This window comes from Thermomonas sp. LB-4 (assembly GCF_036409385.1).
Taxonomy (GTDB): domain Bacteria; phylum Pseudomonadota; class Gammaproteobacteria; order Xanthomonadales; family Xanthomonadaceae; genus Thermomonas.
The window spans coordinates 186,723-198,755 of the sequence record NZ_JAXOFT010000001.1; the positions used below are offsets into that span (position 1 = coordinate 186,723).

The 12,033-nt window shown below is 69.4% G+C and carries 7 protein-coding genes; 3 read left to right on the forward strand and 4 right to left on the reverse strand.

Translation table 11 applies throughout. The features are described 5' to 3' along the window. The 4 genes from SPK54_RS00945 to SPK54_RS00960 all read right to left on the reverse strand — a co-directional run bounded on the left by SPK54_RS00945 (window position 1) and on the right by SPK54_RS00960 (window position 10,522). The gene (locus tag SPK54_RS00945) at window positions 1-2,706 is read right to left on the reverse strand and encodes a bifunctional acetate--CoA ligase family protein/GNAT family N-acetyltransferase (RefSeq protein ID WP_330946069.1); all 2,706 of its coding nucleotides are present in this window, start codon (window positions 2,704-2,706) and stop codon (window positions 1-3) included. Window positions 2,707-2,809: 103 nt separating this feature from the next. Continuing rightward, window positions 2,810-5,881, reverse strand: coding sequence for an efflux RND transporter permease subunit (locus SPK54_RS00950; protein WP_330946070.1), 3,072 nt, complete (start codon window positions 5,879-5,881; stop codon window positions 2,810-2,812). 4 nt (window positions 5,882-5,885) lie between these two features. Then, on the reverse strand, window positions 5,886-9,386 hold the full coding sequence (locus SPK54_RS00955; RefSeq protein ID WP_330946071.1) for an efflux RND transporter permease subunit: 3,501 nt from the start codon (window positions 9,384-9,386) through the stop codon (window positions 5,886-5,888). After that, window positions 9,383-10,522: an efflux RND transporter periplasmic adaptor subunit gene (locus SPK54_RS00960; RefSeq protein ID WP_330946072.1), complete on the reverse strand. Its 1,140-nt coding sequence runs from the start codon at window positions 10,520-10,522 to the stop codon at window positions 9,383-9,385. Before SPK54_RS00960 ends, SPK54_RS00955 begins: the two co-directional genes overlap by 4 nt. 244 nt (window positions 10,523-10,766) lie before the next feature. Between SPK54_RS00960 and SPK54_RS00965 the strand changes: the two genes are divergently transcribed. The 3 genes from SPK54_RS00965 (at window position 10,767) to SPK54_RS00975 (ending at window position 11,998) form a co-directional block, all read left to right on the forward strand. Further along, window positions 10,767-11,168 (forward strand): cytochrome c, encoded by a 402-nt coding sequence (locus tag SPK54_RS00965; protein WP_330946205.1) that lies wholly within the window; start codon window positions 10,767-10,769, stop codon window positions 11,166-11,168. Between the two features lie 8 nt (window positions 11,169-11,176). Next, window positions 11,177-11,608, forward strand: coding sequence for a c-type cytochrome (locus tag SPK54_RS00970; protein ID WP_330946073.1), 432 nt, complete (start codon window positions 11,177-11,179; stop codon window positions 11,606-11,608). Window positions 11,609-11,734: 126 nt separating this feature from the next. Continuing rightward, a complete protein-coding gene (locus tag SPK54_RS00975) occupies window positions 11,735-11,998 on the forward strand; it encodes a DUF6522 family protein (RefSeq protein WP_330946074.1) in 264 nt (87 codons plus the stop codon). Window positions 11,999-12,033: the final 35 nt, after the last annotated feature.

The following is a 12,033-nucleotide window of genomic DNA, read 5'->3' on the forward strand; positions in this document are numbered from 1 at the left end:
TCAGACCTGGGCGCTGGCCACGTCCAGCGCCACGTCCATCAGCATCATGTCGTCCGGGTCCACGCTGACCCGGAAACCCAGCTGCCGGCACATCCGCAGCATGGTCGCGTTCTCGCGCAGCACCTGCCCTTCCACCGTCTTCAGGCCGACGCTGCGGGCGTACTCGACCATCATCCGCATCAGCTGCCAGCCGATGCCGTAGCCTTTCAGGTCGGAGCGCACCAGGATGCTGTACTCGCCCTTCTCGAAGTTGGCGTCGGCCAGCAGGTGCACCACGCCCAGCAGTTGGCCGGTGTCGGTGCCCAGCGCCACCAGCGCGATCGCCCGCGCGTAGTCGAGCTGGGTCAGGCGGGCGATGAACTCGTGGCTGAAGTGGCGCACGGTGGAGAAGAACCGCAGGCGCAGGTCCTCGTCGCTGATCCGGCCGAAGAATTCGCGGAACAGCGCTTCGTCCTCGGGCCGCACCGGACGCACGAACATGCGCTCGTCGTGGGCCAGGTCGACCTCGCGCTCCCATTCCGACGGATACGGGCGGATCACCATCCGCGAATGCCACGGCCCGCGGTTCGGGCTGTCGTCGGCGGGGGCAATGGCCACCCGCGCATCCACCGCCATCACCCCGTCGCGGTCGGCCAGCAGCGGGTTGATGTCCAGCTCGCGCACCTGCGGGATGTCGGCCGCCAGCTGGGCGAGCTTCACCAGCACCAGCGCAACCGCGCGTTCGTCCGCGGCGGGTACGTCGCGGTAGGCCTTCAGGATGCGCGAGACCCGGGTACGCGCGATCAGCTCGTGGGCCAGCCGCAGGTCCAGCGGCGGCAAGGCCAGCGCCTTGTCGTCGATGACTTCCACCGCGGTGCCACCGCGGCCGAACACCACCACCGGGCCGAAGGTGGGATCGTCGGCCAGGCCGACGATCAGTTCGCGCGCCTTCGGCTTGAGCACCATCGGCTGCACGGTCACGCCATCGATGCGCGCCTCCGGCCGCAGCGCCCGTGCGCGCGCCAGGATCGCGTCGGCGGCTTCGCGCACGGCGGCGCCGCTGGCCAGGTTCAGGCGCACGCCGTCCACGTCCGACTTGTGGATGATGTCCGGCGACAGGATCTTCAATGCGACCGGCGTGCCGGCGGCCAGCAGCGGCGCCGCCACCTCCTCGGCCCGGGTGGAGTCGGTGGCCAGCGCGACCGGCATGGCCGGGATCGCATAGGCGCGCAGCAGCGCGGCGACCTCCAGCGGGTCCAGCCAGTGCCGGCCCTGGGCCAGCGCGCCCTCCACCACCGCGCGCGCCGCGGCGATGTCCACCTCGAAATCCTCCGGCAGGCTGGGCGGCGTTTCCATCAGCGCCCGCTGCGCTTCGTGATGGCGCACCAGGTACATGTAGCCGCGCACGGCGTCCGCTTCGCTGGCATAGGTCGGAACGCCGGCGGCGTCCAGCCGCGCCACGGCATCGTCGCCGGCACCGACCCAGACCCCCAGCACCGGCTTGCCGCTGGACGCGCGCGGCCGCCCCGCCAGCACGCCGGCCACCGCAGCCGCGGTGTCGTGCGACGACGACAGCGCGGTGGGCACGTGCATCGCCAGCACCGCATCGTTCTCCGGGCTGGCCAACAGCGCCTCCAGCGAGGCCGCATAGCGTGCTGCGTCGGCGTCGCCAATCACGTCGATGGGGTTGGCGCGCGACCACGACGGCGGCAGCAGCGCCTCCAGCCGTTCGCGGGTGGGATCGTCGATGGTCGCCAACGTGCCGCCCATGTCCATCAGCCGGTCGACCGCCAGTACGCCGATGCCGCCGCCGTTGGTGAGGATGGCCAGCCGCCGTCCGGGCGCGCTGCGCAGGTGGCCCAGCGTTTCCGCCGCGGCAAACAGCTCGTCCAGCGCCATCACCCGCAGCAGGCCGGCGCGGCGGAACGCCGCGTCGTAGACAGCATCGGAACCGGCCAGTGCGCCGGTATGCGTGGCCGCCGCCTTCGCACCCTGCGCATGCCGGCCAGACTTGACCACCACGACGGGTTTGGCGCGCGCGGCGGCGCGCGCGGCCGACATGAATTTGCGCGCGTCCTGGATGGATTCGATGTAGAGCAGGATCGCGCGGGTCTTCGGATCCTGTGCGAACCAGTCGAGCAGGTCGCCGCCGTCGACGTCGACCGCATCGCCCAGCGACACGACCGCCGAGAACCCGACGCCGCGCGCCTTCCCCCATTCCACCAGCCCCGAGGCGATCGCGCCGGACTGCGACACCAGCGCCAGGTCGCCGGCCAGCGGCGCGCCCGCGGCGAAGCTGGCGTTGAGGCGCGCATGCGGTGCCATCACGCCCAGGCAATTGGGACCGACGATGCGCAGGCCGTGCGCGCGCGCCGCGGCCTCGGTCTGCTCCAGCAAAGAGCCGGGGCCGCGCCCCAGGCCGGCGGTCACGATGATGGCTGCCCGCACGCCCAGCGCGGCGGCGTCGGCAATCACCCGCGGCACCGTGGCGGCGGGCGAGGACACCACCACCAACTCCGGGACGAATCCCAGGTCGGCCAGCCTGGCCACGGCTGCCACGCCCTCGATCCGCGGATAGCGCGGGTTGACCACTCCCAATGGCCCCGCAAAACCCGCCTCGCGCAGGTTGCGCAGGATGGCACCGCCGACCGAGCGCTCGCGCGGGCTGGCGCCGACCAGCGCCAGCGACCGCGGCCGGAACACCGCGTCCAGTGCGTAGGTACTCATCCCGTAGCCTTCTCCCGCGCCGTCCCGAGGCACACGATAGCGCGTCCGGGCGCAGCGCCCCGTCTGCCGTGTCCGCGCCCGGGGGATGCTTCGGCGCGGCCGGTCAGCCCGCCGCCACGGCGCGCCGCTGCGCGCGGCCCAGCCTGGCCCGCTGCAGCAGGCGCGAGGAGCCCGCGCGCAGGTCGTCCAGCAGCGCGTAGATGGTCGGCAGGAACAGCAGGCTCACCACGGTGGAGAACGCCAGCCCGCCCGCGATCGCGCGCGCCATCGGGTAGTACGGCGGCATGCCGTCGGCGGTCTTGGTGGACAGCGCGATCGGGATCATCGCCAGGATCGCGGTGCCCATCGTCATCATGATCGGCCGCAGGCGTTCGCGGCTGCCCTCCACCAGCGCGTCGATGCGCGGCAGGCCGCGGCGACGCAGGTTGTTGATGTGCTCGATCATCACGATGCCGTTGTTCACCACCACGCCCATCAGCACCAGGATGCCGATCACCGCCATGATGTTCATCTCGGTGCCGGTGAGCCAGAACAGCCAGTACACGCCGAAGATCGAGAACAGCACGCAGGACATGATGGCCAGCGGGAACAGCAGCGACTCGAACACCGCCGCCATGATCACCAGCATCAGCACCAGCGCGATCCCGATCGCGCGGAACATCTGCTTCATGCCGTCGAAGTTGATGTTGAAGCCGGCGCCATCGAAGGTGTAGCTGTAGCCGGGCGGGAACTGCACGTTCTTCAGGGTGTCCTCGATCGACTTGCGGGCATCCTGGATGGACGCCCCCTGCGCCAGACCGGCCTGCACCTGCAGCATGGTCTGCCGGCTCTGCCGCTGGATCTGGGTGGCGGCGGGCGTGGTGTCCACGTCAACCATCGCCAGCAGCGGCACTTCGGTGCCGTTCGGCGCGCGCACCAGGAAGGTGGAGAGGTCCTCCACGCTGTAGCTATCCGAGCCGGCGAAGCGCACGTTGACCGGGATCTCCACGTCCTCGCGGTGGAAGTCACGCAGCGACGAGCCGCGCAGCGCCATGCCGACGAACTGCGCCACCTGCTGCGCGCTGAATCCGTAGGCCGCCGCGCGCTCGCGGTTCACCTGCACCTTCAGCTCGGTGTTGGCATCGCCGGTGTCCACGCGCACGTCGCGCAGCTTCGGATTGCGGGCCAGGATCGGCACGATGTCGTCGGCCAGCTCCTTCAACGTCTGGGTGGAGTCGCCGATCAGGCTGAAGGTGATCCCCTGCCCGTCGCCGCTGCCCATGCCGCCCGGCCAGCCGATGCCGAGGTTGGCGCGCGCGGACTTGGGCAGCCCCTTGCGCACTTCCTCGGCAATCTTCTTGTTCTGTTCGGCATCGTCGATGGTCAGGAACAGCCGGGTCTGCGCCCAGCCCTGCTCGCTGTAGCGGCTGTACACCCGGTCGATCTTGAATTCCTCGCGGTGCGCATTGACGAACTGCTCGACCCGCGCCACCTCCTTGCCCATCTCCTCCTTGGAATAGGCGCCCTTCCACTGGTAGAAGATGTTGATCTCGGTGGGATCGCTGTCGTCGCCGCTGCCGGTGGTGTTCATCATCGGGTACACGCTGACCAGCGAGATCGCCAGGATGCCGGCCACGCTCCAGCCGCGATGCAGCAGGGTCCAGCGCAGCAGGCGGGCATAGCGCGCCTGCAGCCCGGTGATGAACGGCGACTTCAGCGCGGGCGGCGTCTTCATCCGCGCCGACAGCATCGGGATCAGGCTGATCGCCACCAGCCACGAGGCCAGCAACGACACCGAGATGGTGACCGCCAACTGCGACAGGTAGATGGTGATGATGTTCTTCTCGCCGAACAGCATCGGCAGGAACACCACGCAGTGGCACAGGGTGCCGGCCGACAGCGCGATCGCCACGTGGCGGGTGCCGATGATCGACGCCAGCCACGGCTTGCCGGGGTACTTCTCGCGCTCCTGGTAGATGCTCTCGACCACCACCACGGCGTTGTCGACCAGCATGCCCACCGCCAGCAGCAGCCCCATCATCGAGATGATGTTGAGGGTGATGCCGGCGAAGTACATGAAGCCCAGCGTCATCGTGAAGCAGATCGGGATGGCGGTGGACACCATCAGGGTCGACGGCCAGTGGCGCAGGAAGGCGTACAGCACGACCACCGACAGCAGCAGGCCGATGCCGCCGGCCTCGGCCAGCGCCAGCAGCGAACTGGTCACCGCCTGGCCCTGGTCGTCGGTGACTTCGATCCTGACGCCGCGCATCGCCGGATCCTGCTCGAGCAGCGTGATCTCCTTGCGCACCATCCGCGACAGGTCGACCAGGTTGGCCGCACGCTCCTTGTAGATGTCCACGCCCACGCTGGGCTTGCCGTCCAGCTGCCGCACGTAGTTCATGCGCTGCGGCTGCAGGTCGACGTCCGCGATATCGGACAGGCGCGTGCCCTTCTTGTCGATGCGCAGGTCGCGCAGCTGCTGCAGCTGCTGCAGTTCGCCCAGCGGCTGCACGCGCAGGCGCCGGCCGGCTTCGTTGATCTCGCCGGCGGACACCGCGAAGTTCGCCGCCTGCAGCTTCTGCACCAGCTCGTTCAGCACCACCCCGTGCGCGGTCAGGCGGTCCTTGTCCAGCGCCACCAGCACTTCCTGCTTGGCCACGCCCTCCACTTCCACCCGGGCAACGCCGGGCAGGCGCTCCAGCCGCTGCTTGATGCTGCGCTCGATCAGGTCGGCGCGGGTGGTCAGGTCCACGCTGCTGGTCAGGCGCAGGCTCAGCGCCTCGCGGTCGGAGGTGCTCCAGCGCTGCACGAAGTAGCGGCGGAAATCGTCCGGCAACTGGTCGCGGATCGCATCGATGCGCTCGCGCGCCTCGGAGGCGGCGATCGCGATGTCCCGGCTCCAGTCGCTGAAGCGCACCTGGATCGAGCCGCCGTCCGCGTTGGCGCGCGAGTTCATCGACTCGATGCCGGGCATGGTCGCCAGCGCCTCCTCGACGGGACGCACCAGGTTGCGCTCCACTTCTTCCGGGGTGGAGCCGGGGTACGGCAGCGACACGAAGAAGAACGGGATGGTGGCTTCCGGCTCTGCCTCCAGCGGCAGGCGGAACGACGCGATCAGGCCGATCGCCACCATCGACACGAACAGCATGATGGTGGTGATCGGGCGACGGATGGAGAGCTCGGTGATGTTCATCCGGTCATGCCCTCGCGCCGCCGTCCAGCGGGTCGTGTTCGTGCGAGATCACTGCGGCCGCCTGCTCGGCGACGCTGCGCGCGCGCCGGCCGCGTTCCGCGTAGAACTCGTCCGGCTTGCGGTCCAGCAGGTCGTAGACGACCGGGATCACCAGCAGGGTCAGCAGCGTGGACACCAGCAGGCCGCCGATCACCGTGATCGCCATCGGGCTGCGCACCTCCGCGCCATCGCCGAAGGCCAGGGCCAGCGGCAGGAAGCCGAACACCGCGCACAGCGTGGTCATCATGATCGGGCGCAGGCGCGAGCGCGCGCCTTCCACCAGCGCGGTGCGCTTGGCCACGCCTTCCTCGCGCAGCTGGTTCACCTTGTCGATCAGGATGATCGCGTTCTTCACTACCAGGCCCACCAGCAGGATCAGGCCGATGAACACCACCACCGAGGCCGGCGAACCGGTCAGCAGCAGCGCGGCCACCGCACCCACCAGCGCCAGCGGGATGGTGAACAGGATGACGAACGGATGCAGCAGCGATTCGAACTGCGAGGCCATCACCAGGTAGACCAGGAAGATGGCCAGCCCGAACGCGAACAGCAGCGAGCGGATGGATTCGCCCAGCTCCTGGCCCTGGCCGCCGATGCGCATGTCGATGTCGGTGCCGAGGGGGTTCTTCGCCACCATGTCGTTGACCTCGCGGATCGCAGCGCCTAGGTCGATGTCGCGCAGGTTCGCCGAGACGATCGCGACGCGGCGCTGGTCGGCGCGATGGATCTCACTGGGGCCGGTGGTGGCCACCACGTCGGCGACGGCCGCGAGCTCGACGGGGGTGCCGCTGCCCGGATTGACGATCAGCCGGCGCAGGTCGTCCACCGAACTGCGGTCGGACTCCTGCGCGCGCACCAGCACGTCGATCTTGCGGTCGCGGAAACTGTAGCGCGTCGCCACGTTGCCCTTGACCTTGTTCACCACCACGTCGGCGATCTGGCGGGTGGTCAGGCCCAGCGCCGCGGCGCGGTCCTGGTCGAAGCGGATCTGGATTTCCGGGAAGCCCTGCTCCACGGTGGACTTCACGTCGGCGTAGTGCGGATTGGCGCGGAGCATCCCGGCCAGCCGGTTGCCGGCCTTGCGGATGGTTTCCAGGTCCGCACCTTCCACCTCGATCTCCAGCGGCGGCGACAGGCTGAACAGTTCGGGGCGGCTGAAGTCCACCTGCACGCCCGGGAAGTCCTTCATGGTCTTGCGCAGCGCCTCGGTCAGCGGGCCTTCGGCGTCGTTGCTCTCCATCACCACCGACAGCTTGCCGATGTTCTCGCCGCTTTCGGTGGGGCTGGCATCCAGCCGGGTGCCGGTGCCCGACACGCCATACAGCACGCGCACGCCGGCGTCGTCCGCATGCAGGGCCTGCACGTCGCGGACCAGCGCGTCGGTCTTCGCCAGCGGCGTCCCTGGGGGCAGCTTGGCGGTCATGTCGAAACGATCCTGCGCGAACTGCGGGATCAGGTCGGTGCCCAGCAGCGGTACCGCCGCCATGGTCAGCGCGAACGCCAGCGAAGCCACCAGCAGCACCGGCGTGGGCCGCTGCAGCGCCTTCGGCAGCACGCGCATGTAAGCGCGCTCCGCGCGGCCGTAAGGCGCCATGGCCAGGTCGCTCAGCTTGCGCATCACCGGGCCGACCACCGCAGCCAGCCCGCGCCAACCGCGCACCACCAGCCAGGCCAGGCCGAAGAAGCCGTAGCGGAACAGCGCGCCGACGCCGCGGCCGGCATAGGCGGCGGGCTTCTGCCAGCGTTTCTGCGGCTGCCAGCGCGCCGGCGCCGCTTCCTCCGGGAAGCCCAGCGGCGGACGGCCCTTCAGCGCACTCAGCATCGGGATAAGGGTCATCGCCACCACCAGCGACACGCCGATGGCGATCGCCACCGTCAGCGCCTGGTCGCGGAACAGCTGGCCGGCGATGCCCTGCACGAACACCAGCGGCAGGAACACCGCGATCGTGGTCAGGGTGGAGGCGACCACCGCCATGCTCACCTCGCGGGTACCGGCGATCGCCGCCTCGAGGATGCCAAGGCCGCGTTCGCGCGCCTTGGCGATCGATTCCAGCACCACGATGGAGTCATCCACCACCAGACCGGTGGCCAGCGCCAGGCCGCCCAGCGACATCACGTTGAGCGAAAGCCCCAGCTGGCCCATGAAGAAGAACGTCGCGATGATCGACACCGGCAGCGACAGGCTGATGACGAAGGTGCTCCAGCCATCGCGCAGGAACAGGAAGATGATCAGCACCGACAGCAGGCCGCCGATCACGCCGTCCACCTTGACGTCGCGGATCGCGTTGCGGATGAAGATCGACTGGTCCTCGATGGTGGTCAGCTCGATGTCGGCGGGCAGTTTTTCGCGGATGGCCTTGAGCTTGGCCTCCAGCGCATCGGCAGTGGACACCGTATTGGCGTCGCCTTCCTTGTAGATCGCCAGTTCCACCGCTTCGCGCCCGTTGAGGCGGATGATCGCCTCGCGCTCCTTGTAGCCCTGGCGCACGGTGGCAACGTCCCTCAGGCGCAGCGGGGAGGTGCCGGCCTGGGTGTCGCCGCCCTGCGACAGCGCAGCCATCACCCGCGCATCGCCGCTGGCCGCGGCCAGCCGCAGGGCCTGCTCGGTGGCGCCGTTGGAGGAGGCGCCCGCGCTGCGGGTGGTAAGCAGCATGTTCGCCATCTCCTGGACGGTGGCGAACTGGTTGACGGTGCGCACCAGGTAGCGTTGCGAACCTTCCTCCAGCCGTCCGCCGGAGACGTTCACGTTCTCCTGCGCGAGCCGGTTGATCACGCTGTCCAGCGACAGGCCGTACTGCGCCAGCTTGCGCTGGTCGATGTCCACCTGCACTTCGTCTTCCAGGCCGCCGCCCACCTTCACCGCGGCCACGCCCTCGACCGGCTCCAGCTTGCGCTTGAGGTCGTCGTCGGCGAAACGGCGCAGCTCCATCAGCTGGCGGATGCCCTCGGCCGTGTTGGCGGGCTGCTGCTTCGGCGACAGCGCCAGCCGCATGATCGGCTGGGTGGAGGGATTGAAGCGCAGCAGCACCGGCGGCTTTGCGTCCTGCGGGAATTGCAGCGCCTCCATCTTGTCGCGCACGTCCAGGCTGGCCTGGTCCATGTCGGTGCCCCAGGCGAACTCCATCACCACGTCCGACTGGCCGGTGCGCGACACCGACTTCAGCTTGCGCAGGCCCTTCACCACGCCCAACGCCTCTTCGGCGGGCTGCGAGATGAGGGTCTCGATCTCCGCCGGCGCCGCACCCTCGTAATCGGTGCGCACGGTCAATGTCGGGTAGCTGAGGTCGGGCAGCAGGTTGACCTTGAGACTGCCCAGCGCGATCAAGCCGAACAGCACCAGGGTCAGCGTCATCATCGCGATGGTGACGCGACGGCGGGTTGCAAACTCCACCAGGCTGAAGCCGGCGGCGGGCGCGTGGTGCGGGTCCTGCGCGTGGTCGGGCCCGGGGGTCGACGGCGAACTCATTTGGCGGCCGCCTTCGCCGCGGCCGCCGGCGCGGCCTTGTCGCCGATCACCTGCACCGCGCTGCCCTCGCGCAGCGCGGACTTGCCGGCCACCACCACCGGGTCGCCCGCGCGCAGGCCGTCACGCACCTCGACCCATTCGCCATCGACGTAACCCAGCTTGAGTTCCGAGCGCACCGCCTTGCCCCCCTTGACCGTGAACACCGCCGGCGCCCCACCGTCTTCCAGCAGCGCGCTGCGCGGGATCACCAGCGCATCGGCGCGCTGGTCGTAGTTGATGCGGATGCGCGCGAACATGCCCGGCTGCAGCAAGCCGCCGCCGTCGAAGGCGCAGATCACCCGGAAGGTACCGCTGCCGGCATCCACTACCGGCGACACGCGGTCGATTCGGCCATCGAAGGTCTTGCCCGGCAGGGCGTCCACCGTCAGCTGCACGGCCTGGCCGGCCTTGAGGGTCTCGATCTCGCGCTCCGGCACGTTGAGCGTGGCCTCGAGGCGGGAGATGTCGACGATGGTGAAGATCGGCGTGTTGATCTGCACCAGGTTGCCCTGCTTGATGCTGCGCGAGGCCACCACGCCGGAGATAGGCGCGCTCACCGTGCCGTAGGACAGTTCCAGCTTGGCCATGCGCAGCTGCGCGCGGGCGTTCTCCAGGTTGTAGCGCAGCTGTTCAACGTCGTTCACGCTGACCATCTTCTGCTCCTGCAGCTGCGCGGAACGCCGGTAGTTGGCCTCCAGCTTGCGCACTTCCGCGTCGGCCTGGGCGACCTGCAAGGTCGCGCGGTCGCGGTCGATGCGAACCAGCGGCTGGCCGGCGACCACCTGCTGACCGATGTCGGCATAGACCTGCAGCGCGATTCCCGAGGTCTTGGCCACCACCTGCGCCTCGGCACGCGCTTCCAGCGGCGCGGTGCCCGCATAGCTGGCGGAGATCGAGCGGGTCGACGCCTTCGCCACCTCGACCGGGATGGCCTCCGGCCCCTTGTTGGCCTGCTCCTTGCCGTTCGGCCCCTTGCCGCCCTCGGCGCCGCCGCCCTTGCAGGCCGCCAGCCCCAGCGCAACGGCCAATAGGCTGAGCCGGGCGAGCGGAAGCACGCGGCGGAAGCGGGAAACGGGGGCCGGGATCAGTGGGCGCATGGGGGGAATCGTCATGGGTTAGTGTTGTAGTCAAGTATGTCACCAGCGCCAGGAGGCGCGCCATCCGCCGAAGGTCATGTATGCCGATGGCATGGCTCCCGGCCCCGCCGTCACGGAGCCGATGGCGCGATGCGGATGAGTCGCATGTGAAGTCCGTGGCTTTCGCCGCTATACTCGAACGATCGGGCGCCCAACACCGGCGCCCGACTTCCTTTACCGATACACAGTCCGGAACAGCCAGATGATGCGACCGCTGCCGATTGCCGCAAGCCTTGCCCTGCTCCTGGCGGCCTTTGCCGTCACTGCACAGGACCCGCCCGCACCCGCGGCGGCCGATGCCCCCGCACCTGCCGTCCAGGCCGCGCCCGCTGCGGCGGCGCCCGCCACTCCGGCGGCCGGCGATGCCACCCGCGGCAAGGGCCTGACCTACACCTGCCGCGGTTGCCACGGCCTGACCGGCTACAAGAACGCCTATCCCAGCTACCATGTTCCGAAGATCGGCGGCCAGTCGGAAACCTACCTGCGCAATGCCCTGACCGAATACGGCACCGGCAAGCGCAAGCACCCGACGATGCAGGCGCAGGCGGAGAGCTTCTCCCAGCAGGATATCGCCGACATCGCCGCCTACCTGTCCAGCCTGAAGTGAGCCGCGCCATGACCAAGACCTCCATGACCCTGCTCGCCCTCGCCTGCGCGCTGGCCCTGTCGGCCTGCGGCGGCAAGTCGGAAGGCGGCCACGCTGCGGCCGGCGAAGCCAAGTCGAGCTCCGCCGGCCTGCCGGACGGCAATATCGAGGCCGGCCGCGAGTTCGCTGCCAAGGGCGGCGAAGGCATTGCGCCCTGCGCGTCCTGCCACGGCGCCGACGGCAACGCCCCGATCGACGGGATGTACCCCAAGCTGGGCGGCCAGTACGCCGATTACCTCGCGCATTCGCTGCAGGCTTACCGCGGCGGCACCCGCGCCGGCGCCACCGCCGACGTGATGGCCGCCCAGGCCAAGAACCTCAGCGACCAGCAGATCGCCGACCTGGCGGCCTACTACGCCAGCGTTCCGGGCAGCCTGCGCGACTTGCAGAACGCCAACTGAGATTCGCCTTCCGCGCATTCCCGAAGGGGGCCGCAAGGCCCCTTTCGTTTGCCCACGGATTGACCGGGATCATGGCGCCGCCCACCGGCGCGTCGGAACATGCCCGCCTACCGACCGGCCGCATCCATGGGCAAGTCCATTCCCCTCGACCTCAATCCGGCGTTTGAAATCGAGATCGATGCCGCGCCGATCGCGGCGGCGCTCGGCCTTGCACAGGACGAGTTCCTGCATCTGCTGGAGCTGCGCAAGATCGACCGGCTGTGCGAGCGCGGCACCGGCGAGGACGCCGGCCTGTACCGCGCCACCTTCTACCACGGCACCAAGCGCGCGCGCGTGGTGGTGGACCGGCAGGGCCGCTTCGTCGGCGCCGTGGAGCAACGTTTGCGCTGATCGCAGCGAACGGCAAACCCGCCCGGACCGCGGAA